27 protein-coding genes are annotated in these 25948 nt (G+C 67.3%); 11 read left to right on the top strand and 16 right to left on the bottom strand.

Translation table 11 applies throughout. From position 1 onward, the window contains the following. Positions 1–26: 26 nt before the first annotated feature. The 7 genes from DEIPR_RS08815 to DEIPR_RS08785 form a co-directional block, all read right to left on the bottom strand. Positions 27–1112, bottom strand: a complete 1086-nt coding sequence (locus DEIPR_RS08815; RefSeq protein ID WP_013615482.1) for a glycosyltransferase family 2 protein — start codon at positions 1110–1112, stop codon at positions 27–29. A gap of 105 nt (positions 1113–1217) precedes the next feature. Then, complete coding sequence (locus DEIPR_RS08810) at positions 1218–1646, bottom strand: hypothetical protein (protein ID WP_013615481.1); 429 nt, start codon at positions 1644–1646, stop codon at positions 1218–1220. Continuing rightward, a complete protein-coding gene (locus DEIPR_RS08805) occupies positions 1643–3088 on the bottom strand; it encodes a phytoene desaturase family protein (protein WP_013615480.1) in 1446 nt (481 codons plus the stop codon). Before DEIPR_RS08805 ends, DEIPR_RS08810 begins: the two co-directional genes overlap by 4 nt. Next, positions 3085–4197, bottom strand: a complete 1113-nt coding sequence (locus DEIPR_RS08800; protein WP_013615479.1) for a glycosyltransferase family 2 protein — start codon at positions 4195–4197, stop codon at positions 3085–3087. The genes DEIPR_RS08805 and DEIPR_RS08800 overlap by 4 nt, the downstream gene beginning before the upstream one ends. A gap of 23 nt (positions 4198–4220) precedes the next feature. Then, a complete protein-coding gene (locus tag DEIPR_RS08795) occupies positions 4221–4910 on the bottom strand; it encodes a lysophospholipid acyltransferase family protein (RefSeq protein ID WP_013615478.1) in 690 nt (229 codons plus the stop codon). After that, positions 4907–6391: a carotenoid biosynthesis protein gene (locus tag DEIPR_RS14745; protein ID WP_013615477.1), complete on the bottom strand. Its 1485-nt coding sequence runs from the start codon at positions 6389–6391 to the stop codon at positions 4907–4909. The genes DEIPR_RS08795 and DEIPR_RS14745 overlap by 4 nt, the downstream gene beginning before the upstream one ends. A gap of 31 nt (positions 6392–6422) precedes the next feature. Continuing rightward, positions 6423–7973 (bottom strand): phytoene desaturase family protein, encoded by a 1551-nt coding sequence (locus tag DEIPR_RS08785; RefSeq protein WP_013615476.1) that lies wholly within the window; start codon positions 7971–7973, stop codon positions 6423–6425. 143 nt (positions 7974–8116) lie between these two features. Between DEIPR_RS08785 and DEIPR_RS08780 the strand changes: the two genes are divergently transcribed. The 5 genes from DEIPR_RS08780 to DEIPR_RS08760 all read left to right on the top strand — a co-directional run bounded on the left by DEIPR_RS08780 (position 8117) and on the right by DEIPR_RS08760 (position 11996). Further along, positions 8117–8389: a helix-turn-helix transcriptional regulator gene (locus tag DEIPR_RS08780; protein WP_013615475.1), complete on the top strand. Its 273-nt coding sequence runs from the start codon at positions 8117–8119 to the stop codon at positions 8387–8389. Beyond that, positions 8386–8883 (top strand): hypothetical protein, encoded by a 498-nt coding sequence (locus tag DEIPR_RS08775; RefSeq protein WP_013615474.1) that lies wholly within the window; start codon positions 8386–8388, stop codon positions 8881–8883. Before DEIPR_RS08780 ends, DEIPR_RS08775 begins: the two co-directional genes overlap by 4 nt. A 120-nt stretch (positions 8884–9003) precedes the next feature. Then, positions 9004–10068, top strand: coding sequence for a YpdA family putative bacillithiol disulfide reductase (locus tag DEIPR_RS08770; RefSeq protein ID WP_013615473.1), 1065 nt, complete (start codon positions 9004–9006; stop codon positions 10066–10068). 62 nt (positions 10069–10130) lie between these two features. Beyond that, positions 10131–11354: a VanW family protein gene (locus DEIPR_RS08765; RefSeq protein ID WP_013615472.1), complete on the top strand. Its 1224-nt coding sequence runs from the start codon at positions 10131–10133 to the stop codon at positions 11352–11354. Positions 11355–11483: 129 nt separating this feature from the next. Continuing rightward, positions 11484–11996 (top strand): thioredoxin-like domain-containing protein, encoded by a 513-nt coding sequence (locus tag DEIPR_RS08760; protein WP_013615471.1) that lies wholly within the window; start codon positions 11484–11486, stop codon positions 11994–11996. A 13-nt stretch (positions 11997–12009) separates the two neighbouring features. Here the strand turns inward: DEIPR_RS08760 and DEIPR_RS08755 are convergent, their stop codons facing one another. After that, positions 12010–12945: a magnesium transporter CorA family protein gene (locus DEIPR_RS08755; protein ID WP_013615470.1), complete on the bottom strand. Its 936-nt coding sequence runs from the start codon at positions 12943–12945 to the stop codon at positions 12010–12012. A gap of 450 nt (positions 12946–13395) precedes the next feature. Further along, complete coding sequence (locus tag DEIPR_RS08750; protein ID WP_013615469.1) at positions 13396–15231, bottom strand: acyl-CoA dehydrogenase C-terminal domain-containing protein; 1836 nt, start codon at positions 15229–15231, stop codon at positions 13396–13398. A gap of 610 nt (positions 15232–15841) precedes the next feature. On the opposite strand from DEIPR_RS08750, the gene DEIPR_RS08745 reads away from it, so the two are divergent. Beyond that, on the top strand, positions 15842–16549 hold the full coding sequence (locus DEIPR_RS08745; RefSeq protein WP_013615468.1) for a Crp/Fnr family transcriptional regulator: 708 nt from the start codon (positions 15842–15844) through the stop codon (positions 16547–16549). Positions 16550–16665: 116 nt separating this feature from the next. Here the strand turns inward: DEIPR_RS08745 and DEIPR_RS08740 are convergent, their stop codons facing one another. Beyond that, positions 16666–17226: a hypothetical protein gene (locus tag DEIPR_RS08740; protein ID WP_013615467.1), complete on the bottom strand. Its 561-nt coding sequence runs from the start codon at positions 17224–17226 to the stop codon at positions 16666–16668. A 183-nt stretch (positions 17227–17409) separates the two neighbouring features. On the opposite strand from DEIPR_RS08740, the gene DEIPR_RS08735 reads away from it, so the two are divergent. Next, on the top strand, positions 17410–18471 hold the full coding sequence (locus DEIPR_RS08735; RefSeq protein WP_013615466.1) for a pyridoxal phosphate-dependent aminotransferase: 1062 nt from the start codon (positions 17410–17412) through the stop codon (positions 18469–18471). 65 nt (positions 18472–18536) lie between these two features. Here DEIPR_RS08735 and DEIPR_RS08730 read toward each other — a convergent pair whose 3' ends face one another. Together DEIPR_RS08730 and DEIPR_RS14430 are read right to left on the bottom strand one after the other, a co-directional pair. Beyond that, positions 18537–20060 carry an acetate--CoA ligase gene (locus tag DEIPR_RS08730; RefSeq protein WP_245532744.1) on the bottom strand — a complete coding sequence of 508 codons (1524 nt, stop codon included), beginning with the start codon at positions 20058–20060 and terminating at the stop codon, positions 18537–18539. Positions 20061–20065: 5 nt separating this feature from the next. Then, the gene (locus DEIPR_RS14430; RefSeq protein ID WP_218921232.1) at positions 20066–20422 is read right to left on the bottom strand and encodes an acetyl-coenzyme A synthetase N-terminal domain-containing protein; all 357 of its coding nucleotides are present in this window, start codon (positions 20420–20422) and stop codon (positions 20066–20068) included. A 295-nt stretch (positions 20423–20717) separates the two neighbouring features. Between DEIPR_RS14430 and ddrC the strand changes: the two genes are divergently transcribed. The 4 genes from ddrC (at position 20718) to DEIPR_RS14175 (ending at position 22709) form a co-directional block, all read left to right on the top strand. Beyond that, on the top strand, positions 20718–21413 hold the full coding sequence (gene ddrC, locus DEIPR_RS08725) for a DNA damage response protein DdrC (protein ID WP_013615464.1): 696 nt from the start codon (positions 20718–20720) through the stop codon (positions 21411–21413). Between the two features lie 90 nt (positions 21414–21503). Next, on the top strand, positions 21504–21671 hold the full coding sequence (locus tag DEIPR_RS14180; protein ID WP_013615463.1) for a hypothetical protein: 168 nt from the start codon (positions 21504–21506) through the stop codon (positions 21669–21671). Further along, complete coding sequence (locus DEIPR_RS08715) at positions 21664–22410, top strand: monofunctional DNA glycosylase (RefSeq protein ID WP_013615462.1); 747 nt, start codon at positions 21664–21666, stop codon at positions 22408–22410. Before DEIPR_RS14180 ends, DEIPR_RS08715 begins: the two co-directional genes overlap by 8 nt. A 128-nt stretch (positions 22411–22538) precedes the next feature. After that, positions 22539–22709, top strand: coding sequence for a hypothetical protein (locus DEIPR_RS14175; protein WP_169310685.1), 171 nt, complete (start codon positions 22539–22541; stop codon positions 22707–22709). Between the two features lie 61 nt (positions 22710–22770). On the opposite strand, the gene DEIPR_RS08710 is transcribed toward DEIPR_RS14175, so the two are convergent. From DEIPR_RS08710 to DEIPR_RS08695, 4 genes are all read right to left on the bottom strand, one after another. Continuing rightward, entirely contained in the window at positions 22771–23394 is a 624-nt protein-coding gene (locus DEIPR_RS08710; RefSeq protein ID WP_013615460.1) for an LURP-one-related family protein, read from the bottom strand. 16 nt (positions 23395–23410) lie between these two features. Beyond that, the gene (gene fmt / locus DEIPR_RS08705; protein ID WP_013615459.1) at positions 23411–24403 is read right to left on the bottom strand and encodes a methionyl-tRNA formyltransferase; all 993 of its coding nucleotides are present in this window, start codon (positions 24401–24403) and stop codon (positions 23411–23413) included. Continuing rightward, on the bottom strand, positions 24387–25049 hold the full coding sequence (def, locus tag DEIPR_RS08700) for a peptide deformylase (protein ID WP_013615458.1): 663 nt from the start codon (positions 25047–25049) through the stop codon (positions 24387–24389). Before def ends, fmt begins: the two co-directional genes overlap by 17 nt. Before the next feature lie 136 nt (positions 25050–25185). Continuing rightward, a complete protein-coding gene (locus tag DEIPR_RS08695; protein WP_013615457.1) occupies positions 25186–25884 on the bottom strand; it encodes a hypothetical protein in 699 nt (232 codons plus the stop codon). Positions 25885–25948: the final 64 nt, after the last annotated feature.

Here is a 25948-nt window from a genome sequence, read left to right as displayed (position 1 = left end):
TGACCTGGCCTGGGCGCGGCCCCCGCCTACTGCTGGTAGCGGCGGCCCTTCCAGGCCACTTGCCGGCGGGCGGCCAGCAGGTAGGAGGGCCAGCCCGCAGGAGCGATCAGCGGGGTGAGCAGCACTTCGGCCAGCTCGTCCGGGCGGGTGCGGCGGGTGATGACCCGCACCAGCAGCGCTTCGGCCAGCCCCAGGGCGACCAGGGTGCGGTTGCGGGTCAGGTAAGGCCAGCTGTAGGTGAAAAACACGGCCACTGCCCCCAGCGCCAGCCCGGCCCGGTGCCCGCCGTGAGCGGCCAGCGAGTTCTTGCCGAAGCCTTCAAGAGTTTCGCGGTACGAGCGGTACATCCGCACGCTTATCAGGTCGCCGCCCAGCACCAGCGTAAGGGTGCGGCCACGTTCCTTGAAGCGCCGCGCAAAGGCGAAATCTTCCAGCAGCTCGCCCCGCACCAGGGCGTGCCCGCCCTCCTCCTGGTAGGGGCGGCGCCGGAACGCCATCACCTGACCATTGGCGGCCGAGAGCGCAGGCTGAGGCCAGCGCAGCAGCGGCCAGGGCAGCAGGCCCAGCGTCAGCGTGTCCACCATCGGGGTGAGGAAGCGTTCGCCGGGAGAGCGGTTGTCCTGGCGGGGCCACACGCTCAGCAGGTCGGCGTCTTCGCGTGTCCATGCGTCCAGTAAGGCGGCCAGGGCGCCCGGCTGCCAGGTCACGTCGGCGTCGGTGAACACCAGCACGCTCCCGCTGGCTGCCGCGCCCAGCTGCTGGCAGGCCCAGGGCTTGCCGCGCCAGCCGGGCGGTAAGGGCTGCCCGGCGATGACCCGCGCTCCCAGCGACCGTGCCAGCTCGGCGGTGCCGTCGCGGCTGCCGTCGTCCAGCACGATGACCTCGCCGGCGCCCTGGCGCAGCAGCCCGGGCAGGGTGCCGGGCAGGTTGTGCGCCTCGTCGCGGGCCGGCACCAGCAAGGAGACGCCGCTCAGGTCGGGTGGCGGGCCAGCTGGCCGCCTCAGGTGCGGAAAGGTGGCGGCATTGACCAGCAGCGTGCCGATACGGGCAGCCAGGCTGAGGCCCACCGCCAGTGCGGCAGCTTTTTCCCAGGAGCAGCGGTGTCGTGACATGCGGTTCGGTTCCTTGGTCGGTATACAGAGGTCGGTTAAAAAGAGGGGCAGCTCTATCAGCGACAGTGTAAAGGCTGAGGGCCGTAGCGCAGCTGAAGGCGTGTGCTACGCCGGGCCGGTTCGTTTGCTGCGCCACATGGCCCGCACGGCCAGGGCGGTAAGCAGGCCGATGGCCGCGCCGGGGGCCAGATGAGCGGCAGCAGGCCAGGCCGCCATTTGGGACAGAACCAAGCCAGCGGCGGCCCCGGTGCACGCCCCAGTCAGCCAAAAAGCCCGGTCACTCAGGCCCGGCTGAATGCTCTCGGCCAGGATGCCCAGCAGCAGCAGGGGCAGGCCCAGTAGCAGCGGCAGCAGCCGCACGTAAAAGAAGAATGCCTCCAGGCTGAACGGCAGTTCAGGGTGCAGCACCAGGCTGATGAGCTGGAGGTAAGCCGCCATCAGGATCAGGGGAAGGGCCGCACCGACCAGCACCCGCCACCACGAGAAGCGCGGGAAAGCTTCGCCGGTGCTGCCCGGCTGCGTCGGTTCGGTCATGCCGTTTCGGTCCCGCTGCCGAACTCCGGCCCGCCCAGTGGGTCGTAAGGCAAGCCCAGCAATTCCCCTGCGCCGTTCCAGCCGCTCAGCAGGCTCAGCGGCACGCCGCCGCCGGGGTGGACCGTGCCGCCCACTTGCCGCAGGTTGCCCAGGGTGCCGGCAGGTCCGGCCAGCTGCCAGCCGGGGCGGAGGCTGCCGCTCAGGCCATGCGGGGCGTTGCCATAAAGCGCTCCGGTGGCGGCGGTGCGGGCGTAGTCGGCAGGGGAGAGGGCGTGCGCGCCGGTCACAGGCAGCGGCAGGCGAGCCTGCAAGCGGCGCAGCAGATAGGCGGCGTACCCGGCCCGGTCGGCGGCGTGGCGGGGCGTGGCCGGGGCATTGACCAGCAGGAAGCCCTGCCGCCCGTCCAGATGCAGATAAAGCGTGGGGTCCAGCGGCAGCCGTCCGGCACGGATGTCCTGCCACTCGCCCCGGTACTCCTGCGGCCAGAAGATGTGGTGGGCCTGCCCCAGGTCTTCTGGCAGCCGCAGCTGCACGGCAAAGCCGCTCACCCCCTGCGGGCGGTCCGGGGCGTGCTGTCCCAGCCACTGCTGGGTGAGCGATACGTCCGCCGCGCTGACAAAGGCGTCCGCGTGCAGCTCGCCCCGGTCGGTGTGGGCGGCCACGACCCGCCGGCCCTCGGTGCGCAGGCGGCGAACCGGTGTGCCGTACTCGAAACGCACGCCCAGCCGCTCGGCTGCGGCGGCCATTCTTGCCGCCAGACCCAGCAGCCCGGATGCCTGCTCCGGCCCCGGCGGGTGGGTCAGGTGCCACACACCGCCGCCCAGCTCTACCCAAGCCACGTTGTGCAGCACGGCGGGAGCGCGGTAGGGGTCGGCCCCCAGATAGGTGGCGAAACGCAGCCAGAACGGCGTGAGAAAAGGGCCACTTTGTACCAGCGACGCCAGCGAGCGGCCCGGCTGGGCGCGCCAGCTGTGGCTCAGGCCGTAGCGGGCCAGGGCCGGCAGTGTGGGCGGCGGTCCAAACAGGAAGGTGCTTGCGGCGTCCCGGTACAGCTGGCGGGACAGCCGCAGCAGCCCCGTGTAGTGCGCTGCCTCGGCCCGGCTCAGCTGCGCCAGGGTGGGCTCCAGGCTGCCGGCCACGTTCAGCGCCTGCGGGGCGAAGGTACGCCCGTCCAGCGCCTGATAACGCGTGGTGGGCACGGCGGGCGACAGCTGCGGCGCCGCCCAGCCTAGCCGTGCATGCAGCGCCCGGAACACCTGCGGCATGGTGACCACGGTGGGACCGCTGGAAAAGTCGCGGTAGCCCAGCGCCGCCTTGCCGCCGGGCGTGCCGAGCTTGTCCAGCACGGTCACGTCGGCCCCGGCTCGGCGCAGCCTGAGTGCCGCAGCCAGCCCCGCGAACCCCGCCCCGACGACGATGACCGAGGATGGAGCACGCTTCATTCGGCCTCCTGCGCCGCGCTGCCCTGAGGAACGTCCTGGGCATAGACCCGGCCTTTCCAGACCACCTCGCGCCGGGCCGCCTGGGCGTATACCGGCAGCGCCAGCAGCGGCAGCAGCGGGGTCAGCAGCACTTCGGCCAGGTCGGCGGGGCGGGTGCGGCGGGTGAGGAGGCGGACCGCCAGGCCCTCCAGCAGTCCAGCTGCCACAAGAAGGCGCTGGCCGCTCAGCCAGGGCCAGGTGTAGGTGAGCAGATGCAGCGCGAAGCTGGCCGGCAGCAGCGCCCGCTGCCCCCCGTGGAAACTCAGCAGGCCCTTGCTGAAGCCGGTCACCGACTCGGCGTAGGAGCGGTACATCCGCACGCGGACCGCGCCCCCGCCCAGAATCAGGGTGAGTCGGCCCCCGGCTGCCTTGACGGCGCGGGCGAACATCACGTCTTCCAGCAGTTCGGCCCGTACCGCCGCGTGCCCGCCCAGCGCGTCGTAGCAGGCGCGGCGGAACATCATCACCTGACCGTTGGCGGCGCCCGCCTCGGGGGTAGGCACCGCCAGCAGCGGCCAGGGCAGCAGGCTCAGCAGCACGTCGTCCACCAGTGGCGTGAGGATGCGCTCACCGGGGGCGCGGTTGTCCTGCTGCGGCCACACCGTCATCAGGTCGGCGCCCGACTCGCGGAAGTAGGCGGCGGCTTCGGCCAGGGCACCCGGCTGCCAGGTCACGTCGGCGTCGGTGAACACCAGTACGTCGCCGCTGGCTGCTGCGCCCAGCTGCTGACAGGCCCAGGGCTTGCCGTGCCAGCCGGGCGGCAGCGGCTGCCCGCTCAGCACCGTAGCGCCGGCTTCCCGCGCCAGCTCGGCCGTTTTGTCTTCGCTGTGGTCGTCCAGCACCAGCACCTCGCCGGCCCCCTGGGCCAGGAACCCCGGCAGGGTGTGGGGGAGGTTGCGGGCCTCGTTGCGGGCCGGAATCAGCAGAGAGACGTCGCTCAGGTCGGCCGGAGCCGGCTTATCCTTCGGGCGCGGGCCACCGTGCAGGCGCGGAAAAGTCACCGCATTGACCAGCAGCGTGCCCAGCTTGACGGCCAGGAAGCTGCCGGCCACCAGCTGCGCCGCCCGCATCCAGGCTGCTTGGCTGCGGCCCCTCACAGCCGGTCTCCGGTGATACGGGTCAGCAGGCGGGAAGCGGGCGTTTCCTGCTGCTGCGCCCCCTGCCCACGCCACAGCGCCAGATACCCTTCCGGCGGCCGGTAGAGGTCGGCGGCCTGCAGGTCGGCGTCCAGCCCCGCCAGCTCGCGCGCGAGTGCGCGGCCCAGGTCGTCCGGGGCGCAGGGGCGGCCGAAGCGGGCAAAGGCCGCCGGGGTGCGGTCGGCCCGCAGTAGGACCCGCAGAGCCACCGGAATCAGCGGCACCGGCTTGGCTGGCGTGCTGGCGCTGCGGGCCAGCCAGGCCGCGCCGGGCTGCAGCGGGGCCAGGAGGCTGCCGGGGGGTTGCAGGGCACCTTCGGGGAAAATCATCACCCACTCGCCCGCCTGCGCGGCGCGGGCCAGTTCACGCCGGCGCTCCGGGGGCGTGCAGCCGATGCGCTGCAAGAACGGAAAGCGGCCCAGTTCCGGCGCATTCATCATGATGCGGGCGGGGTGTCCGAACTCCCAGCCGAGGTGCAGCAGCAGGTAGCCGTCCCACCAGCTGCCGTGGTTGGCGGCCAGCACGGCGCCGCCCGCCGGCAGGGTGCCGCGCACCCAGAACCCGCTGAGACTGCGGCGCAGGTCACGGCCGATGGTGGCGCGCAGCATCGGGGCCACCCAGGGAAAGTCACTGGCAGAAGAGGTCATGCGCCTCCCAGTCTGGCATCCGGGGTCAGCCGGCGCGCCAGGGCCAGGGCCGCCAGCATCGCCAGCAGGGTGACGGCAGCCGCGCCGGGTTGCCCCAGCAGCAGCAGGCCGCCCGGCAGGAAAAACAGCTCGGTCAGGTAGGCCAGCGACAGGTCGGGGCCGCTGCCGGCAGGGCGCCTAAGCTCCGGCGCAATCCGGGTCACGGCCAGGCTCAGCAGGCTGCCCACCGCCCACCAGCCCACGAAGTTCTGCAGCGGTGCGCCGGCCCACAGCGGCGCAGGGTCGCTCCAGGTCCAGAAGCCCTGCGAGGTCATCAGCGGCTCCAGGCCCACATCCCAGGCAGCCAGCAGCAGCCCGGCCAGCCAGGGCCGGCCCCGGCTGAGGACAGTGGCGGCCAGCGTGAGTGCGAACCAGCCCAGCGGCACCAGCAGCGGCACGCCCAGCAGGGTCAGGCCCGGGGCACCTGCGTAGCTGTACCTCCCGAACGGAAAGCCGGTGGTGCTGCCCAGGTATTCCACCGCCCAGCCGGCTCCGAAGCACAGCGCCGCCAGCCCGGCAGCCCGGCCCCAGCCCACCCGCTCGGCGGCGTACAGCAGCGCCGCGCCGAACAGTGCCCCAGTGCTGAGGGTCGCCAGCAGCGGGAAGCCGGCCGGCCACAGCGGCACCGGAATCTTGAGCAGCAGGTAGCCGGCCAGCAGCCCCAGCCACGGCTTCAGGAAGGGGCGCGCCCCTTCCAGCCGCCGCAGCGCCTGCGGGTGCAGGAAGAGCATCAGCCCGGTGACCACCAGCAGGTTGGTTACCAGGAAAAACAGCATCTCTTCCAGCGGCAGCGGTCCTACCTTGGGTCCCAGCGTCAGCGCGTCCGACACGCTCCAGATGCCGTTGTGCAGCGCAAACGCGTCGGCGGCCCACAGGTACAGCGTGGGCAGGGTTACGGCGGTCCAGAACAGCCGCGCCCGGCCCAGAATCAGGTCGCCGCCAAAAGCCCACTGCCCGGCCAGCACCGGCAGCGCCCAGGCCGTAATCAGCCCGAAATAGGTGGCGGGCGCGTAGCCGCTGACCAGCGCCGCCGCGCCCAGCATCGCCCCGCCCAGCCACAGCGTGGCCATGCCCCAGCGGGTCAGCCCTGGCCGGGGCGACACCTGCGCGGGAGTGCCGGAGCGCCGCATCAGCCACAGCAGCAGGAGGCTGCTGAGCAGGGTCTGCAGCAGGAAAAAGGCGTATTCCTCGTACGGCACGTAGCCTACGGTGCCCAGCACCCGCTCGGGCGGGTACTCCCAGCCGCCCACGTAGACCAGGTAGTTGTCCCAGGGCGTGGTGTAGACGAAGGCCACTGCCAGCAGCACGCCCAGCCACAGCCGGGTCCAGCGGTCGTCGCGGCAGTACTCGCCGGCCAGCGGGCCGCTGCGCCGGGCGGTCAGCCACAGCAGCAGCAGCAGCGGCGGCACGATAAACACGAGGTGGAATTGCAGGTAGGTCATGGGGTGATGCTTTCCACGGGTCTAAGGGCGCTCACCGCCAGCCCCGCCGGGTCAGGTCGCCTACGATGACCCGCGCCGCGTTGCGCCCCGACGCGCCCATAATGCCGCCGCCGGGGTGGGTGCTGGCTCCGGTCAGGTACATGTTCTTCAGGCCCGGCCAGCGGTACATGCCCGCGCCCAGCCAGGGCCGCAGCGAGAACATCTGGTCCATCGTCATTTCCAGGTGCATCACGTTGCCGCGTGGCAGGTGCAGGTGGTCATTCAGCCACTGCGGGGTCTGGACCAGCTCGCCCACGATGCGGTCACGGGTGCCGGGAGCGTAGCGCTCGAAAGCGTTCAGCACGTATTCGCGGGCCTCGGCAGTGCGGGTCGCCCAGCTGCCCTGGGCCAGCTCGAAGGGGTAATACTGCGCCCACAGCCACAGCACGTCCGACCCCGGCGGGGCCAGCGAATCGTCTACCGCGCTGAAACTCATGGCGACGATGGGCGGGTCACGGGTGGGTTCGCCGCTCAGGTAGTCGCCGTAGCCGCGCAGAATCTGGCGTTCGTCGCGCACCAGCAGGCCCAGGCCGGTGCGCCCCGCTTCGTTCTGCCCGTGGCGGTAGTCCACCTGCCCGTCCAGCGCCAGCCGCAGCACCAGCCCGAAGCCATTGCCCACCCGCACGTCGCGGGCGGCCTGCGGCACGTACTCGTCCGGCAGGGCGTCTGCCGCCGCCAACACGTGCGACCCGGCCACCACGGCGCGGGCGGTGTAGGTGTCACCCCCCGCCAGCCGCACCCCAGCGGCCCGCCCGCCTTCCACCAGAATGTCCTGCACGGCCGCACTGAGGTGAATCTCGCCGCCGTAAGCCTCTATCGCCCGCGCCAGTGCCCGCGTCAGGCCGCCGCTGCCGCCCTTGGGCCGCGCCACGCCGCCCTTGTGGTACAGCGGATGCCACAGCAAAAAGGGCGCACTGAGGGGGTCGGACGGTGGAGGACCGCTCTGGGCCGCCATCCAGCTGAGCGGACTGCTCACCCGCTCCTCGCTGAAATACTCGCGGGCCACCTCACCGTAGGGGCGCAGAATCCGCGCCAGGTTGCGGGCTGCATTCCCTCCTTTGCCGGTGGAGTTCATCGCCATTTTGCCTAAGTCCAGCGGGCCGGGGGCCGACATGAACAGCTCCGCGACCGCTTCGGCCATCGGGGTCCAGTCGTGCAGGAAGCGGCGGTACGCTTCGCCCTGACCGGGAAAGAGGCTGTCCAGTTCGGCGGCCGTGCGCTCGGCGTCGCGGTACACGTACCACGGCCCGGCCCCGAATTCGTCGCCGTCGTAGCAGTGAAACAGCGGGTCCAGTTCCAGGTAGTGCAGCCCGAAGCGGCTCAGTTCCAGTTCGCGGACCACCGGGGTCAGCCGAATCAGGATGTGGGCGCTGCCGCCGTAGTCGAAGCGGTAGCCGGGGACCAGCTCCTCGGTGCTGACCGCTCCTCCCACCATAGACCGCCGCTCGAACACCCCCACCTTCAGTCCGGCACGGGCCGCGTAGGCAGCGGTAATCAGGGCGTTGTGGCCCGCCCCCATCACAATCAGGTCATAGTCCGGCATGCCTGCTCACTATGGCAGGCGGGGAGAGGGGCAAATGGTCGGGGGGCGCCTGGAATAGCGCGCACACTGAGCGGCTCCCAACGCTGCCTGGCAAAATATCCTTGTTGTTGACTTTATGTTGTATTTCTACAACAATATGAGGCATGGTTGCCAAAGCATCTGGGCGGCCCTCGCCCCCGCCGCTCTACAACCGTCTTCCCGTTCTGCGGGCTGAGCGGGGCTTGAGCCGACAGGACTTGGCCGCCGCTATAGCCGTGAATTACCAGACCATCGGGTATCTGGAGCGGGGCGAGTACGCCCCCAGCCTTGACCTCGCCTTTCGCCTCAGCGAGTTCTTCGGGCTGCCCATTGAGGCGATTTTTAGCCGCACACCGTTTACACCGCTGAGTGAAGAAGTGTATGGAGGAAAGAAATGACGGCGCAGATGTTCACACCTACAGCCAAACAGCGAGCCGATGCCCTGAACTTCTATTTTGCTGGATTGGTCTATATGGGAATGAATCTCGTGCTGGAGCAAGCCTTTCACATCTGGAGCAGGCTGGGAAATGGCGAGCAGAGCTCCCAGGTCATGGCCTTCGGCTTTATGTCTCTGCTTCTGTTTTGCTTCGGCTTTGGCCTGACCTTCGGGGCGCGCCGGCAACTTATCGGCTGGGGCTATCCAGACGCAGGCGACAGGGACTTCAGTGAATTCGATGAAAGGCAGCGGCTACAGTTCCTGGAAGCCCAGGCCAAAGCTCAGCGGTTTTACATCGCTCTCGCGGTGGCGGTCGGGCTGCTGCTGATATTTCAGGGCCACCAGGGCTACAGCTGGTTTTTCGCTGTTCAGCTGGCCAGTTTGCTGCTTGCTCTGGTCACGGGTTTACCGACCGCCCTGATGGCCCAGAGTGAGCGCCACTTGGAAGAGCACTAGAGCGCGGCCGTGCCGTGTCCCACAGTGGCGTGCCTCACGCCGGTTGGTCAGTGACGGCGGCTGGGCCGGATTCGGAGACGTGGCCCAGTTCTCCGCTTCCCCAGGTGAAATACTGCCCCCATGACAACCGAACCGAACCCCGGCATTCCCAACCCGGAACCCCAGGGCGGCCTGTACGACGTCGCCATCGTGGGCGGCGGCCCGGTAGGCCTCGCAGCGGCCATCGCCTGCAAGCGCTCGGGCCTGAGCTACGTGGTCCTGGAAAAAGGCTGCGTGGTCAACGCCATTTTCGACTATCCCACCGACATGACCTTTTTTACCACTGCGCCGGAACTGGAAATCGGCGGGCACCCCTTTGTCAGCCCCTTTGACAAGCCCAAGCGCGTGGATGCCTTGCAGTACTACCGCAAGGTGACGCAGGCCGAGGGGCTGAACGTGCGCCAGTACACCCGCGTGGAGAAGGTTCACGCCGCGCCCGCTGGCTTCACGCTGCAAGTCGAAGCGCAGGACGGCCGCCAGGACGTGGTCGAAGCGCGGCGCGTCGTGGTGGCCACCGGCTACTACGACAGCCCGGTGCCGCTGGATATTCCCGGCGAGGACAGCGAAAACGTCAGCCACTACTACACCGAAGCCCACCCCTTTTTCGGCCTGAACGTGACCATCATCGGGGCCGGCAACTCGGCCGCCGACGCAGCTCTGGACCTGATGAACGCCGGGGCCAACGTGACGATGGTGGTGCGCGGCGAGGGCATCCGCTCTACCGTCAAGTACTGGGTCAAGCCCAACCTCGAAAACCGCATCAAGGAGGGGCGCATCGGCGCGCACTTCCGCTCGCAGGTCGTAGAAATCCTCCCCGACGCCGTGCGCGTGCAGCGTGAAGACGGCACCACCTTCTTGCTGCCGACCCACTTCACCTTCGCCATGACCGGCTACCTGCCCAACCTGGACTTTCTGGAAGGGCTGGACCTGCGTACCCTCCCCGACGAGTGCCTGGTGCTGTCGGAGCACCACGAAAGCACTGTGCCGGGCCTGTTCGTGGCGGGGAGCGCCGGCTACGCGGGGCGCACCAATCAGGTCTTTATCGAGAACGGCCGCATTCATGCCGAAGAAGCGGTGGCCGAAATCGCCCGGCAGCTGGCCCAGGCGGAAGCTCAGGCCACAGCGCGGTCAGGGGAAATGGCATAAGAGATAAAGGCCCCGGTAAGACAACTTGCCATTGCCCGGCTGGGACTTGAAATACTGGTGGGATGAAGGTTATTTCCCTCTTGTTGTCGGCGGGGCTGGCGCTGGGCGCCGCTTCTGCTCAGGCCCAAACTACTCAGGCACAGACTAATCAGGCCCAGGCCACCTCTGCCCCGAATGCTCAGCAATCCTCCGTGCAGGCGCGGGCCGCTGCGCCGCTGGTCCTGAGCTTTCAGGCGCAGGTGCCGGCTTACCGCGCCGGCCAGAAGACCACCGTGCCCGTGACCCGTGAACTGCGGATTCCAGCCGAGCGCGCCGCCATCATCCGACAGCGCGGCATCATCACGCAGAGCCTGGGCGAAGATCTGGACAAGTGGGTGCGGGAACTGGCCAGCGGCGGCGGCGCCCGCTTCGAGCAGCAGCAGCAGGGCCAGTGGGTGCTGGTGCAGTACGACCGCTTCAAGCTGGACCCGGAAGCTGCCCGCGCCGCGCTGCTGGCCGCCGTCAAAGACCCGGCCATGAAGCCCGCGCAGGCCAAAGTGCTGTCCCAGACGGCCCCCGAGCGCGACCTGAACTTCTTTATCAGCCGGGGGATTACCGGGCACCTGGGCACCGGCAACACCAACTACACAGGCAGCTCCAAGGCCCGCATGACCAATATTCACGTGGGCGCCAGCCGCTTCAAAGACCGTCTGTTCGAGGGCGGCACCTTCTCCTTTAACCAGTTCCTGGGCCCCATCAACCGTGCAGCGGGCTTTGTAGACGGCCTGGTGATTGCCGGCGACCGCACCGAAGAGGGGCTGGGCGGCGGCATCTGCCAGGTGAGCACCACGGTGTTCCGCAGTCTGTACCGCGCTGGTCTGCCGGTGCTGGAGCGCTCGCCCCACTCCTATCAGGTGGGGTACTACAAGCCGCAGGGCCTGGACGCCGCCATCTACCAGCCCACCTTGGACCTGAAGTTCAAGAATGACACCGGCGGGGCCATCTGGTTCCAGACCGACTGGAACGACGCCACCGGCGAATTCAACGTGTACGCTTTCGGCAAGCCCCGCGACTTCGAGGTGCGCCTGAGCGAGCCGCGCATCATCAAGACCATTCCCGCGCCCGCCGACCGCACCATTGTCAGCTCCAAGCTGGCCGCCGGTCAGCGTCAGCAGATCGACTGGGCGATGCCTGGCGGCACCCTGGAAGTGGACCGCCTGTTTGTCCGCGACGGTCAGGTGTTCAAAAAGGAAACCCTGAAGAGCAACTACCGCCCCTGGCCCAACATTTTCCTGGTCGGCAAATAAGCCCGGTAAGCCAGTAAGTGGGCAGCAGAGAGCAGAGGGCCGGTCAGCTGGTCCTCTGCCTCTGCTCTCTGCTGCCCTGCTCTGTGTGTGCTGCTCTGTGGCCCCACCGTCTTGGCCTATGTGATTACTATGTGGGACGTGCGCCGCTTTTTGCCCCTGCTGCTTGTGCCTGCCTTCTGCGCCGCTTGCGGCCCCGCGCCCGAGCGGCATCTGGCGGGTGTGCTGCGCTACGAGGCCCCGGCTGGGCAGCACCGCTCCGGTTCGCTGGCCTACGACCTGACGCCGCCCCCTTACGGCGACCACAACGCACTGTGGCAAAACTGCGGCGTATATGCGGCGCCGCTTTATCCCGAGTACGCCCTGCACAGCCTGTCGCACGGGGCCGTGTGGCTGACCTACCGCCCCGACCGGGTGCCCGACCCGGCGCCGCTGGCTGCACTGGCGAAGGGACGCAAGGTGCTGCTCAGCCCCGAGCCGGAGCAGGCCGCCGCCATCACTGCCACCGCCTGGAACGCTCAGCTGACTGCCGACCAGGCCGCCGACCCGCGCCTGGCCCAGTTCGTGCAGGAGTTCATAGATGCGGGCACGGCTCCGGAAGCGGGCCGCAGCTGCGAGAAAGGGCACACGGGAACGTGGGAGTAGGCCCAGCCCTCCGCTACCACCACCCTTGCCGCCGGAACAGCCAGAACATGCCCAGTGCCACCACCAGCATGCTGCTGAGTGCCGCCCCGTAGCCCCAGGGCTTGTTCAGCTCCGGCATGTACTCAAAGTTCATGCCCCAGATACCGGCCATAAAGGTCAGCGGCAGGAAAATGGCCGATACGACCGTCAGCGTTTTCATCACCTGGTTCACGTTGTTGCTGATGACGCTGCCGAAGGCTCCCATCATGCTGCCCAGAATGTTGGAGGTGATGGTCGCCATCTCGATCGCCTGGAGGTTCTCGATCAGCACGTCGTCCAGCAGGTCGGCGTCGTCCTCATAGGTCTGGAAAATCCGGTCGCGCTTGGCCCGCTCCATCATCGCCTCGTTGGCTTTGAGGCCGGTGATGAAGTACACCATGCTCTTTTCGAAGTTGAGCAGGTCCAGCAGTTCCTCGTTGCGGGTACTGTTTTCCAGGCGGTCCTCAATTTGCTCCACGTCGCGGTTAATCTGCCGGATATCAATCAAGAAGCGCTGGGCGTTGCGCAGGAACAGCTGCAGGGTCAGCCGGTTTTTCTTGGCCGTGCTGATACGCCGCACGAAGCCGCTGACCACGTCGCGAATCAGCGGATTTTCTATGGCGCAGATGGTCACGAGGCAGTGGTCGGTATGCAGAATGCCCAGCGGCACGGTGTCGTAGGGAATATCGCTGTCTTCGGGCAGACGGTAGCTGGTCTGCATGATGATCAGGAGCTCGCCGTCTTCCCGCTCGAAACGTGAGCGTTCGTCCGGGTCAAGCGGGTAGCTCAGCACGTCGATATCCAGCCCCGTTTCGCGGCTGATGCGGGCCAGCTCCTCGATGGTGGGGTCGGTGGCGTTGATCCAGCAGCCGTCGGTATAGCTGTCGATGGTGGTCAGCCGGCCGCCCACCGAGCGGTAATAGGTCAGCATGGGCTGGCCCCGGAAAATGTCAGTGCAGTGTGGTAGAGCATGGGTGAACCTCCCGGAAAAGCAGGGTCAGGGGCGAAGAATGACGGGCCGCCGGTCTGGAACTGGGGGGTTCGGGATCAGCTTGCATGGGATTCATTCGTTCACCTCCTTCTTGCCGCAGGATGGGTTCAGCCACCGGTTCAGCTTCAGCAATAAGGGGCCGCAGGGACATGAACATGCTCAGTGTGCGGCCCGCGTCTTTGGGCGTATCTATTGTAATGGTTGGGCCGGCCCGTGTAACTGCTGGGCCGGCCTGCAAGCACTGCAGCTGGTAAACAAAAGAGAAGGCAGGGGTTCCCAGGGGCTGCAGGTGTGGCCCAGCCTGTGCTCTCCGCTCAAGAAAAGCGCCCCCGCCGCAGAGGCAGAGGCGCCACGTCACGCTGATGCGTTACAGCTCAGGCGTACTCGGACTCAGGCGTGCTCGGGCTCGAAGCCGAACATGCCCTTCAGGTCAAAGTCCAGGCTCTCGCCCCCGGCCTTGATGGTCTGCGACAGGCTCTTGGTTTCGGGGAACAGGCGGGCAAAGTAGAAGCGGGCGGTGTCCAGCTTGGCCTGGTAAAAGCCGTCCTGGTCCTGACCGGCGACCACCTTGTCGGCGGCAATCTTGGCCATGCGGGCCCACAGGTAGCCGTACACCACGTGTCCGAAGTAGCGCAGGTAGTCCACCGCCACGGCGTTCACCTCATCCGGGCCTTTTTCGCCGCCGTCCATCGCCTTCTGGCCCACCAGCATGGTGAGGGTGGCCAGCTGGTTGGCGGCCTTGCCCAGCTGGGTGATGTACTCGCCCACGACTTCGTCGTCTTCGTTCTCGTCAGCGAAGGCCTGCAGGGTGCCGGCCAGGGCCTGCAGCTTCTTGCCGCCGTCCATCAGTACCTTGCGGCCCAGCAGGTCCAGGCTCTGAATGCCATTGGTGCCTTCGTAAATCTGGCCGATGCGGGCGTCACGCACGAACTGCTCCATGCCCCACTCGGCGATGTAGCCGTGGCCGCCAAAAACCTGCTGGCTCTGCACGGCGATATTGAAGCCGTTGTCGGTCATGAACGCCTTGGCGATGGGGGTCAGCAGGGCCACGGTATCGGCGGCTTCCTTCTGTTTGGCTTCGTCGGGGTGGTGCGCTTCGGTGTCCAGCGCCAGCGCCAGCCACAGGGCCAGAGCGCGGCCCGCTTCCGTGTAGGCCTTGCCGGTCATCAACATGCGGCGCACGTCAGGGTGCACGATGATGGGGTCGGCCTGCTCGGCGGGGTTCACGCGGGGCTCGGCGCGCATCTGGGTGCGGTCCTTGGCGTAGGCCACCGCGTTCTGGTAGGCCACTTCCCCCAGGCCCAGGCCCTGAAGGCCCGTACCCAGACGGGCAGCATTCATCATGATGAACATGTGGTTCATGCCGCGGTTGACCTCGCCAACCAGCCAGCCTTTGGCTCCGTCGAAGTTCAGCACGGCGGTGGCGTTGCCGTGGATGCCCATCTTGTGTTCCAGGCTGCCGCACACCACACCGTTGCGCTCGCCGGGAGTGCCGTCCGCGTTCGGGACGAACTTGGGAACCAGGAACAGCGAAATGCCCTTGGTGCCTTCGGGGCTGCCTTCCAAGCGGGCCAGCACCAAGTGGATGATGTTGTCGGTAAAGTCATGCTCGCCAGCAGAGATGAAAATTTTGGTGCCGGTGATGCTGTAGGTGCCGTCGCCATTGTCGGCCGCCTTGGTGCGGATGATGCCCAGGTCGGTGCCGGCATGCGGCTCGGTCAGGCACATGGTTCCGGTCCACTCGCCGCTGATGAGCTTGGGCAGATACAGCTGCTGCAGCTCGGGGCTGCCCACTTCGCTCAGCGCACTGACAGCGCCGTGGGTCAGGCCCGGGTACATGGCCCAGGCCACGTTGGCGCTGTTCATCATTTCCAGCATGGCGTTGGCCACGGTATGGGGCATGCCCTGTCCGCCCCACTGGGGGTCGGCGTCCAGCGCAGGCCAGCCGGCCTGCACGTACTTCTGGTAAGCGGCCTTGAAGCCGTCGGGGGTCTTGACGTCGCCGTTTTCGCTGCGCTGGCAGCCCTGCTGGTCGCCGGTCTGGTTCAGGGGCAGCAGCTCGCCTTCCACGAAGCGGGCGGCTTCTTCCAGCACCTGGGCCATCAGGTCGGCGTCGGCGGTTTCGTTGTCCTGATAAAAGGGCATCTGGGCCAGCTGGGCTGGAGCGTCCAGCAGTTCGTTCATCACGAAGCGGAAATCACGCAGGGGGGCTTTGTACTGAGGCATAGAAATTCTCCTTGGAGGATGAGGGATAGGGGCAAGCGGGCAGCGGAGGTCATCCCTGGCACATTCCGCCTTGTCTGCTGTAACCGGTCCGGAATAAGAGGCGGCAAGCAGGCAGGGCTTCTTGCAGGGGGCCGGGCCAGGGCCCGGAAAGAAAAAAATGCAAAAACTTGAACCCAGTCTAATATTTTCTGCGAGGCTGGGTCAATCGCCCCGGTCCGGGGACGGCAGACCGCCAGAGAGCGGAATGAAGCAAGGAGGCAACCAGGGACAGCCACACGGCAGCAAAAGACAGCACCCAGGACGTAAAGATTTACATAGCGGTGTATGAGGCGGGCCTTATACACTGACGCCTGCTTGGCGCATCCCCAACCGTGTCACTTCTCTCTCTGCTGACCAGAAGGCTGAACTATCTTCACAGGGAACGGCTGTGACCCGGTCGGGCTTTGGGCCCGGAAAGCAGGGTGCCGGCCCGGCGGACCGGAGCGGGAAAAACCTCAGGTGGTCTCGCTCCAGGGCCTGTCAGACTTCAGCACCTTCTTTACAGGCCTCTTTTCCCTGGCTGAAAAGGGCTTGTTCAAATTTCTGCCGCATCAGGAGTACTGAAATTACTGTGACGACTTCCGAATACCCCAGCCTGGTCTGGCACCTGAAAAACACGGAACTGCTTGCCGAGCTGGAACCGGACGAGTTGGAACGTCTGGCGACCGTGACCTCGCTGCGCACCTACCACGCCGGCGAGGTGATTTACCGCATGGACGACCCAGCCGACGCCTTGTATCTGGTGTGCAGCGGCATGGTCAAAATCTGCAAGCTGTTTCCCAACGGTAAGGAAGCCATTTTGGGCGTGGTCGGCACGCAGGGCAGCTTCGGCGAACTGCTGCTGCGCCCCGGCGAGTGCCGGCCGACCCAGGCCGAGGCTCTGGAGACCACCCGCCTGATTGCCCTGCCGCAGGCCGAGCTGCAGCGCCTGATTTCGCTGCGGCCCGAGCTGGCGCTCAAACTGGTAGGCATGCTGGCGGACCGGCTGTTCGAGGCCCAGCACTGGTGCGCCACGGTCAGCGCCTATTCGGCCGGTGAGCGGGTCGCCAGTCTGCTGGCCCGCCTGGGCCGCCAGTTCGGCGTCAAGCACCCTCAGGGCACCGAGCTGAACGTCAAGCTGAATCAGGAAGACCTGGCCCGCATGATTGGCGCCACCCGCGAAACGGTCAGCCACTCGCTGCACAAGCTGCGGCGCGAAGGGGCCATCGTGCGCCAGCGCAGCCCGTTTATCCTCAATCTGGAAGCTCTGGAAGCCTACGTAGACGCCTCGGCCCGCTAAAGGCCGGTAGGGAAAAGGCAGACGGGGAAACGGAAGGGGGAGGGGGCCGCAGCGACATATCTGCGGCCCCCTCCCGTCATCTGGTGTCTCGGGACTGGTATCTCAGAACTGGTGTCTCAGGGGGCGCGGTGCAGGTTGTAGTCCGTCAGGCGCTCCATGGAACGGGGGTTGCCGTTTCCGACCGGCAGCGAGGCGTCGTACAGGTTCCAGCCCCGGTTCACCTTGAGTGGGGGAATGTTCAGCCACTCGCCGGACTTGTACCCTGCAAACTCGCCCGGCTGCAGGCTGAAAATCAGGAACTGATTGTTGCGGGCGAACGGCTCGCCCACGTCGTACTGGGCGTCATTGTTGATGTCGTCGAAGGCAATGACCTGATAGGCGCCGACGACGTTGGGTGCGGCGGGCAGGTCCACGCCGTACTGCCAGCCTCCCTGCGGCTGCGCCAACTTGTTTTGCGCAAGGTTGGAGGTGTTGGTCACGGTCTGCGGGAAACCGGCGCCCACCAGGTTGAGGCGGAGGTTGGCGTCCTCTCGCCACTCGCCGCTGATGGTGCCGCTCAGGTCATGGTCGGCAGGCAGGCGTGGCGCACTCTGGCAGGCGGCCAGCAGCGGAAGCATGGCGGCACTGACCAGGAGAGGCCGCAGACGGGTAGGCAGGGCAGGCAAGTGACTGGGCATGGCCCTAGCGTAGAGGGTCACGGCAGGGTTGTAGTGAAAGCGGTGTCAGCTGAGCGCGGGCCGGGGCCGGGCGCTGGGGCCGGGCGCTGAGCGGCGGGAGTGCCTCTGCTTTCCCCGAGCAACCCTTGCCGGACTTCTCTCCCTTGCCGTGGCTGGTGGAGAGGACTCCTCTACACTGCGGCTATGTTCACTCCGCCCAGTGCCGCTCAGCGCCTGCACCTCAACTTCAACGAGAACAACCTCGGGATTTCGCCGCTGGCCCGTCAGGCTCTGGAGGAGTGCCTGGTGCAGGTCAACCGCTACCCCGACCGTCCCCACGGTGAGCTGGTCGCGGCACTGGCCGCGCACCACGGAGTCAGCCCGCAACAGGTGGTGCTGGGGGCCGGGTCGTCGCAGAGCATTCACGTGATTATTGAAGCGGTGGCCCGCCGGGCGCAGGACCGGGGGCAGGCCGCGCAGGTGGTGATGCCGCTGCCCACTTTCGACGCCGGCCTGACCGCAGCGGCGGCGCGGCGATTGCCGGTGCGGGGTGTGCCGCTGCTGGACAACCTGGAAGCCGACCTGGCCGCCCTGCAAGCTGCCTGCGAGGATTTCAGCGGGCAGAGCATTGTGTACCTGTGCAACCCCAACAACCCCACCGGCACGGTGGTGTCCAGTGCCGAGCTGAAGGCCTGGGTACAGAGCGCTCCAGACACCTTTTTCCTGATTGACGAGGCGTATGTGGAGTTCGTGGACGACCCCCGTTTCACGCCCGCCGACGCCTGGGTGCGGGAGGGCCTGGCGAACGTGTGCGTGGTGCGCACCTTCTCCAAGCTGCACGGGCTGGCAGGCCTGCGGGTGGGCTACAGCCTGTCCACTGCGGAGGACGCCGGGCTCTTTGCCAGCTTTGTACCTGAAATGCCGGTCAACCTGCCGGGCCTGCTGGCCGCCCGCGCCTCGCTGACCGATACTGAGTTCCAGCGCCGCAGCCTGGAGCAGACCCTGGAAGCCCGGGAGATTGTGCTGGAGACGCTGGACCGCCTGGGCCTGCGCTACGTGGGCCCGAATGGCAACTTCGTGTTTCACGAGCTGCCCCACAGCGTAGGCGACAACCGCAGCTACCGCCGCCGCATGCGCGAGCTGCATATCGTGGTAGGGCGCGATTTCCCCGCTTACGAGCGCTGGAACCGCCTCTCGCTGGGCACGCCGGAAGAGATGCGCCACATGACCGCCGAGATGATGAAAGTGCTGGGCGCGCTGGAATAGAGTCACCGGAAGAGGACTGCTGGAAGCGGGCAGGGGCCAGCGCTACCCCGGTGCCGCCGGCCCCGCTACTCTTCCAGCGTGCTGAGGTCGCCGGGGTCCTCGCCCAGCGCCTGCGCCCGCAGGACACGGCGCATAATCTTGCCCGAGCGGGTCTTGGGCAGGCTGCCCACCACCTCAATGCGGCCTGGCGTGCCGATGGGGCCCAGCTCGCGGCGCACATGCTCGCTGATGCTGGCCCGCAGGCCCCGGCCCACCCGGTCCTCGAACCCCCGGCGCAGAATCACGTAGGCCACGATGCTCTGGCCCTTGAGGTTGTCGGGCAGGCCGATGACAGCCGCCTCGGCCACGGCGGGGTGGCTGACCAGGGCGTCTTCCACGTCGGCCGAGCCGATGCGGTGCCCGGCCACGCTGAGCACGTCGTCCGAGCGGCCCAGAATCGAGATGTAGCCTTCCCCGTCGCGCACAGCCAGGTCGCCGGAAGTGTAGCCTGCCGGATTTTCCTCCCACACGGCGCGGTACTTCTCGTCGTTGCCGTACACGCCGCGCATCATGGAGGGAAAGGGCCGGCGGACCACCAAGTAGCCCTGTTGCCCGGGCGGCAAACTGCGGCCCTCTTCGTCCACCACGTCCACATCTGCGCCGGCCACCGGCTTGCCGGCGTAGCCGGGCCGCACGTCCCAGCGCGGGTGGGTTGCCAGGGTGGGGGCGCCCAGCTCGGTCTGCCACCAGTTGTCGGCGATGGTGGCGTGTGCGCCTTCGCCCAGGCCGCCCGCCAGGTGTTCCTGTGCCCAGCGCCACGCCTCGGGGTTGAGCGGTTCGCCGGCCACCGCAATCACCCGCAGGGTCTCCAGCTCGTAGTCCTGCAGCACCTCCGCGCCCAGCTTCATGAACATGCGGATGGCGGTGGGCGCCGTAAACAGCACGTTCACGCCGTATTTCTCGACCAACCGCCAGGTGACGCCGGGGTCGGGGTAGTCGGGGGCCCCCTCGCGGAACATCACCGTGCTGCCCGAGACCAGCGGCGCGTACACGATATAGGAGTGCCCCACAATCCAGCCGAAGTCGCTGGTGCAGTAGAACACGTCGCCGGGATGCACGTCGTACAGGGCCTGCATGTGGTAGGCGGTGCCCACCATGTAGCCGCCGTGGGCATGCACCACGCCCTTGGGCTTGCCGGTGCTGCCGGAGGTGTACAGCACGAACAAGGGATGCTCGGCGTCCACGATTTCGGCTTCAGCACGGCCGTGCCGGAACAGCTCCTCCCAGGCCACCGTGCGCGAGTCGTGCTCGCGGTGCAGCTCACCGATGCGCTCCCACAGCACCAGGTAGTCCACGTCAATCAGGTCGCTGATGGCCTCGGCCGCGACCGAGTACAGGTCCACCAGCCGGCCCCGGCGGTAGCCCACGTCCGCCGTGATGACCACCCGCGCCCCGGCGTCCTGAATTCGGCCTCGCAGCGCCGCCACGCCCAGGCCGGCGTACACCACCGAATGCACCGCGCCAATCCGGGCGCAGGCCAGCATGGCAATCACGCCCTCGGGGGTCAGCGGCATATAGATGACCACCCGGTCGCCCTTCTGGACGCCCAGGTGTCTCAGGCCGGCGGCGGCCCGCTCGACCCTGTCGTGGGGGTGCCGTAGGTGTAAATCTGCGCCTGCTCGTCTTCCGAAATCCAGACCAGGGCGGCGCGGGTGCGGTTCTCGCCGCGTGCGTGCCGGTCCAGTGCGTTCAGGGTGATGTTGGTCTGGCCGTCCGCAAACCAGCGGTGATAGGGCCGCTCCCAGCGCAGCGCCTCGGTGGGTTCGCGGGTCCATTCGTAACGCCGGGCCTGCTGGAGCCAGAAGGCGTCGGGGTCGTGTGCGGCAGCCTCAAGATCTTGGGCAGGGTCGGAGCGCAGGCGGCCTAGCACGCTCTGCGGGGTGGGGTAGGACTTGGGGGCGGCGTCGGTCATGGTGGGGCCTCCAGGGGTAGGAAAAACAGGGCTGCAGAGAACAGGACTGCGGCTGTGGGCCAGGACGTGAATGTATGGAATACCGCTCCATTCTAATCTTTATGCACCCATTTGCCCAGGTCGCTCCCGTCCCGGCCCGCGTGGGAGTGGCCGGGTTTGTGCGCTGGCCGGTTCTGCCGGGGGCGGGTTCACCCGCCAGATGAGTCAGGGAAGATAAGGGTTTGATGCATCTAGAGAGAGAGGAGTACAGCTCTTCCAGTTATGTCATTTACATAATTCGTGCTAAGATATCTGTATGAAGAACGCTCCTCTGATTCTGGAATTTGGCAGTGTGCGCCTGCCCGTCAGCCCCGACGGCTTGTTGCGGGCCAGTTCGGCGCTCGACCAGCTGGACGCCGGCCGGGTGGACTGGGACTGGTTCAGCGATAAGCATGGCCTGCGCAGTCCCAAGCGCGATTTCGGGGATGGCCCTGAGCCGACCCTGAGCGTGGCCGAGTTCACGGCGCTGGCCTTCCGGCTGGATACCCCGGCGGCCCGGCGCTGGCGCAAGCGGGCGCAGGACCTGCTGGGCGCCGCCATGCAGGGCGATGTGAAGCTGGCCGCCCAGATTGCCGAGCGCAACCCGGACCCCGCCGAGCGGCGCTGGCTGGCGGCCCGGCTGGAAAGTACCGAGGCCCGCCGCGAGCTGATGAGCACTGTGGCCCGCCGGGGCGGGCACGGTCCCGTGTACCGGCAGCTGGGCAGCCTCAGCAACCGCTCGGTGCTGGGCATGAACAGCACGGCCCTGCGCCGCGAGCGCGGCGTGAAGAACACCCGCGACGGCCTGAGCAGCGCCGAGCTGCTGCGGATGGCTTACCTGGACACGGCCACCGCCCGCGCCCTGGAGGAGCGGGACGTGCAGGGCAACGCGGACATTCTGGCGGTTCACGGCGAAACGCTGGCCCGCGAGCAGCGGCTGTGGGACGCCGGCGCCCTGCCCCGTAGCGGCTGACATCCGCAGCAGAGGAGGGCGGCCAAACGCTAAATGCCCCTTCAGCTGAGTTCAGCCTTTGCGCGGGCTGTGGCGTGGCACCCTGGAGCCATGACTTCCAGCGATGAAATGAAGAACCAGAACACCTCCACTCAGGACGCCGCCGAGGGTGAGCGCGGCGGTCAGACCGGCCAGCAAGAGCCTCAGGCCAGCACCCAGGAGCCGGCCGAGGGCAGCCGCAGCAGTGCAGAAGGCGACGCCACTCCTAGCCGTGACTGAACCGTCCCTCTTTCCGCAGGCCGCCCGCCCCCTGAATGCCGAACTGCCGGCTGGGGAGCGGGCGGCTCTGCTGCTGTGGATGCGTGAACGGCTGCTGGCGGAGTACGGCGAGAAACCGCTGGTGCCCCGCCGTGAGCCGATGCATGAGCTGATCAGTACCATTCTCTCGCAGCGCACCAACTGGCGCGATGAGGACGCGGCGTATGCCGAACTGCGCATGCTGGGCGACTGGGACGCCATTGTGGCCGCGCCGGTAGAGCAGGTGGCGCACGCGATTCGCCGCTCCAACTATCCCGACCAGAAAGCCCCCCGCATTCAGGCCACCCTGCGGGCCATCCGCGAGAAGCGCGGCGGCTACGACCTGGATTTCCTGGCCGAGCTGCCGGTGGCCGAGGCCCTGAGCTGGCTGACCGACCTGCCCGGAGTGGGGGTCAAGACGGCGTCGCTGGTGCTGCTGTTCAACTATGCCCGCCCCGTGTTCCCGGTAGATACCCACGTTCACCGCATCAACACGCGGGTGGGCACCATTCCCAAGATGGGCGAGCAGACGGCCCACCGCGCCCTGCTCACACTGCTGCCGTCCGACCCGCCGCTGCTGTATGACCTGCATGTCAACCTGCTCAAGCACGGCCAGCAGGTCTGCACCTGGAACAACCCCAAATGTGGCCGTTGCATCTTGCGTGAGCGCTGCGACGCCTACGCGGTGTACGGGGACGCCGTACCCAGCTTCAAGAAATAGGCGCCGCCGGGAGCCCGGTGGTTGCGGGGTCAGGAGCGGGGGACCAGCTATCCGGCGCCACACGCGGCACCCCTACCTCTGAGCGCGAACACGGTGGCAAGGTTTATGTCTGCCACGCGACCAGTGCCGTGAAGAACAGCTATGTGGCGGTCAACGTGTCTCAGAATGCTGCCGAAGCTCACCTGCGGCACGAGCACAAGCAGGCGCAGGGTGGAAAGGCACCGCGTGACTGGGTAAGTCTGACCACCGACCTGCCCAGCTGCACGCCCGACGAGCTTTCCCGCCCGTTCAGCCTCTAATCTTCTGGGAGTCCGGCGACAGGGCAGGACCTGCAAATGTCCCTGCCGTGGCGCCGGGCGCTTAGCCCCGGTCGCGCTCGCGCAGCACCAGCTGAATCAGGCCGGTCAGCAGCAGTTCGGCGTCCGGGCCGGCGATAGGCCGCAGCTCCTGCACGGTGAAGCGCCGCGACAGCAGCGAACGGTTCTTGCTGATGCGCGCCACCTCCGTGCCGGCTGTGTCGCGTACCGTGTAGGTAGGGTTCACTAGGTAGTCGAAGCCCAGCGCCAGAAAGTTGCCCACAAAGGGGATGGCGTCTACGGCGTTCTCCACCAGACTCATCCAGGGCTTGTCGTCGCGGATGGTGTAGCGCGCCTGACCCTGGCCGTCCGTGAGGTCGTAAGCGGCACCCCACAGGGTCCGTACGCCCTGGGAACCGAGCGCTCCGACCGGGCGGCCATTCTCGGCCACAATCAGGCGCTGGGCTTTCCAGTCCATAGCGCCGGCCAGAAAGCCTTTGGCCTTGATGGAGTAAAGCTGCTGGCGCTTGGCCTCGTCAGCGTAGATGCGGACCTCGTCACGCACGCTGAACAGCTTTTCCTTGACCACGGCCAGCAGCTGCCCATGTGCGTCGGTCACGCGGATTTCGGTGCGGACGCTCAGGCGGAACTCCATCTGGACAGGGAAGGTCACGTTTTGCAGGCTCATGCCTGTCACTACGCGCCTAGTGTCCGGCGGGTTCCGGCTCCCACAGGTCAAAGCGGCTGCCGGGCCGCAGTCCCTGAGCGGCAGCCCAGGCGGCGGCAGGCTGCGGCTTCTTGCTGGCCGGCTGCACGGTCCGAATCTGCACCGCGCCCTCACCGCTGGCTACCGTCAGGGTGTCACCGCTCATGTCCAGCACCGTTCCTGGCTCGCCGCTGCCTGAGGGGGCCACGCTCAGCCCATCCAGCTTGAGGCGAACGCCGCCTAGAAAAGCTGTGGTCTGCGGCCAGGCGGCGACACCTCTGTACCTGTTGACGGTCGCCGTGGCCGGGTCATTCCAGCGCACGAAGCCGTCTTCCTTGGTCAGCAGTGGCGCGTGGGTGGCCTGGGCGTGGTCCTGCGGCTGCGGCGTCAGCCCGGGCCGCTCACCGACCACCTGCACCGCCAACCGGGCAGCCTGCTCGGACAGCGCCGCGCTCAGCTCCAGCGCGGTCCAGTGCGGCGCAATGGGCAGTTCCTCTTGCCGCAGCACTGGGCCGGTGTCCATGCCGGCGTCGGTCTGCATGATGGTGGTGCCGGTCACGGTGTCGCCGTGAATCAGGGCCCACTGAATCGGGGCGGCTCCGCGCCATCTGGGCAGCAGGCTGGTGTGCGTGTTCAGGAACTCGTAGGGCAGGGTGTCCAGCAGGCTCTGGGGCAGCAGCTTGCCGTAGGCGCAGGTCACGGCCACTTCCGCGCCCGACTCACGCAGCAGAGCAGCGAATTCGTCGTTGCCCCGCAGTTTTCGCGGTTGTGCCAGCGGCAGTCCCAGCTCAGCGGCGCGGGCGGCCACGGGCGGCGGGGTCAGGCGCAGGCCGCGCCCCACGGGTTTGTCGGGCTGGCTGACCACCAGCACCACCTCGAACGCCGCATGCAGCGCTTCGAGCACCGGCACCGCGAAGGCCGGCGACCCGAAAAAAGCCACCCGGCGGATGGAGGCATGGGCCGAGCTGCCGGTCTCAGAGCCGCTCGTCACGGTGCTCCTCGGCGCCTTGCCGGGCCTGCTGTGCCAGGCGGTCCAGGTTCAGCCGGGCCTGCCGCTGCATGGCAAGCAGGGCGGCGCGGTGATCGTTCACCACGTCCTGCGGCAGGTGATCCAAAAACAGCTTGCCGTCCAGATGGTCATTCTCGTGCTGGAATACGCGGGCCAGATAGTCTTCGGCCTCCACCGTCTGTGCCTGCCCCTCCAGGTCTGTGTAGTCTACCCGCACGGCGCGGGCGCGCGGCACCCCTTCCTCGTAAATGTCGGGAATGCTGAGGCAACCTTCCGTCTCGGACTTGTCCTTTTTCTTGTTGATGACCGTCAGCTTGGGATTCAGCATCACGTACTCGCGCAGCACGCGGGATTTGAGCGGCGTCTCCTTGCCCTCGTTCTCCTCTTCGTTGTCGTCGTATTCCACCGCCACGAACATCCGCACTCCCAGCCCCACCTGCGGCGCGGCCAGGCCCACACCACGGGCGGCGAACATGGTTTCCAGCATGGTGTCTGCCACTTCGCGCAGGGTCTGCGGCGCGAAGCCGGGAACTTGCAGGGTGTCGGTGTGCTGAAGCGGCCGGGCCTTGCGGCGCAGCACGGGGTCACCGTACAGGCGGATAGGGTAGATGGGGGCAGGCGTGCTCATAACTTCCTTTTCTAGCGCAAATGCCCGGCCTGGAAGGAAGCCTCCGCCGAAGAGGGGAGTTGGGGGAGGAAGGCTGAACGCGTCCAGGCAACGCCGGCTATGGCTTTCTCGGTTCAGGCTCCTGCGGCTGTGGCCCTCACTTCAGACTCTGGGCCGTCAGCGATTTGAGGACAGCTCCCTGGTCGTCCAGAAAGTCAATGCTGGCCTGGCCCTCCGGGGAGACGGCCAGCTGCAGCCGGGGCTTCCCGGACTTGTCGGCCAGTACGATGGTCGCCTTGTCGTCGGTCTTGCCGATGAACATCCGCTGCTGCCCGTAATAGCCATTCTCGGCGCGCTCGCTGAGCAAGCGGGTGCGCTCCTGCTCGGGCAAAGCTGCCAGCCGGGTCTGCTCTGCCAGGTCCTGCGCGATAGAACGCTGCGGGCGGTCATTGACCATTAGCCCGGCGGTAGAGCGGCCGCCCTGGGTCATCCCGATCAGCTGCAGAATCTGGTCTTGCTCATAAGCGTCGAAGGTCAGGCTGCCAGCGCTGCTTCCCCCCGCACCATCAAACACCAGGCCGCCATTTTCGGTGCCCTCGTCGTTGTAAAAAAGCATGCCGGCCTGCTGCCGGGGGTGCGGATACTCCTTGCCCCGGACAATGGCTCCGGGAAGTGTGGCTTTGCCCGACAGCACCGCCCGCAGGGTCCCGTCCGGTTCGCGGATATTGATGCGCTGCACGTCCAGCACCTCCAGCTGCTGCTGGCGCGGGCCAGCGGCGCCACTGGTAAAGAGCATGACGCCCAGCAGGGCGGTGACGACTACGGAATTCAGGGTCAGGTAGCGTGCGTTGTTCATGGGGCCTCCCAGCGCGCAGGCTACGCCGCGTGCCGGCCGGCGGCATCATGCCAAAGGTGGAGCA

The organism is Deinococcus proteolyticus MRP, from assembly GCF_000190555.1.
GTDB classification, from domain to species: Bacteria; Deinococcota; Deinococci; order Deinococcales; family Deinococcaceae; genus Deinococcus; species Deinococcus proteolyticus.
Note: the sequence above shows the minus strand (reverse complement) of the source record. Positions and strands in the feature narration are given on the sequence as shown.

Excerpts from the sequence above, each read along its gene's own strand:
- DEIPR_RS08815 (WP_013615482.1), bottom strand. The coding sequence starts at position 1,112 with ATGTCACGACACCGCTGCTCCTGGGAAAAAGCTGCCGCACTGGCGGTG.
- DEIPR_RS08810 (WP_013615481.1), bottom strand. The coding sequence starts at position 1,646 with ATGACCGAACCGACGCAGCCGGGCAGCACCGGCGAAGCTTTCCCGCGC.
- DEIPR_RS08805 (WP_013615480.1), bottom strand. The coding sequence starts at position 3,088 with ATGAAGCGTGCTCCATCCTCGGTCATCGTCGTCGGGGCGGGGTTCGCG.
- DEIPR_RS08800 (WP_013615479.1), bottom strand. The coding sequence starts at position 4,197 with ATGCGGGCGGCGCAGCTGGTGGCCGGCAGCTTCCTGGCCGTCAAGCTG.
- DEIPR_RS08795 (WP_013615478.1), bottom strand. The coding sequence starts at position 4,910 with ATGACCTCTTCTGCCAGTGACTTTCCCTGGGTGGCCCCGATGCTGCGC.
- DEIPR_RS14745 (WP_013615477.1), bottom strand. The coding sequence starts at position 6,391 with ATGACCTACCTGCAATTCCACCTCGTGTTTATCGTGCCGCCGCTGCTG.
- DEIPR_RS08785 (WP_013615476.1), bottom strand. The coding sequence starts at position 7,973 with ATGCCGGACTATGACCTGATTGTGATGGGGGCGGGCCACAACGCCCTG.
- DEIPR_RS08780 (WP_013615475.1), top strand. The coding sequence starts at position 8,117 with ATGGTTGCCAAAGCATCTGGGCGGCCCTCGCCCCCGCCGCTCTACAAC.
- DEIPR_RS08775 (WP_013615474.1), top strand. The coding sequence starts at position 8,386 with ATGACGGCGCAGATGTTCACACCTACAGCCAAACAGCGAGCCGATGCC.
- DEIPR_RS08770 (WP_013615473.1), top strand. The coding sequence starts at position 9,004 with ATGACAACCGAACCGAACCCCGGCATTCCCAACCCGGAACCCCAGGGC.
- DEIPR_RS08765 (WP_013615472.1), top strand. The coding sequence starts at position 10,131 with ATGAAGGTTATTTCCCTCTTGTTGTCGGCGGGGCTGGCGCTGGGCGCC.
- DEIPR_RS08760 (WP_013615471.1), top strand. The coding sequence starts at position 11,484 with ATGTGGGACGTGCGCCGCTTTTTGCCCCTGCTGCTTGTGCCTGCCTTC.
- DEIPR_RS08755 (WP_013615470.1), bottom strand. The coding sequence starts at position 12,945 with ATGCTGACCTATTACCGCTCGGTGGGCGGCCGGCTGACCACCATCGAC.
- DEIPR_RS08750 (WP_013615469.1), bottom strand. The coding sequence starts at position 15,231 with ATGCCTCAGTACAAAGCCCCCCTGCGTGATTTCCGCTTCGTGATGAAC.
- DEIPR_RS08740 (WP_013615467.1), bottom strand. The coding sequence starts at position 17,226 with ATGCCCAGTCACTTGCCTGCCCTGCCTACCCGTCTGCGGCCTCTCCTG.
- DEIPR_RS08735 (WP_013615466.1), top strand. The coding sequence starts at position 17,410 with ATGTTCACTCCGCCCAGTGCCGCTCAGCGCCTGCACCTCAACTTCAAC.
- DEIPR_RS14430 (WP_218921232.1), bottom strand. The coding sequence starts at position 20,422 with ATGACCGACGCCGCCCCCAAGTCCTACCCCACCCCGCAGAGCGTGCTA.
- ddrC (WP_013615464.1), top strand. The coding sequence starts at position 20,718 with ATGAAGAACGCTCCTCTGATTCTGGAATTTGGCAGTGTGCGCCTGCCC.
- DEIPR_RS14180 (WP_013615463.1), top strand. The coding sequence starts at position 21,504 with ATGACTTCCAGCGATGAAATGAAGAACCAGAACACCTCCACTCAGGAC.
- DEIPR_RS08710 (WP_013615460.1), bottom strand. The coding sequence starts at position 23,394 with ATGAGCCTGCAAAACGTGACCTTCCCTGTCCAGATGGAGTTCCGCCTG.
- def (WP_013615458.1), bottom strand. The coding sequence starts at position 25,049 with ATGAGCACGCCTGCCCCCATCTACCCTATCCGCCTGTACGGTGACCCC.
- DEIPR_RS08695 (WP_013615457.1), bottom strand. The coding sequence starts at position 25,884 with ATGAACAACGCACGCTACCTGACCCTGAATTCCGTAGTCGTCACCGCC.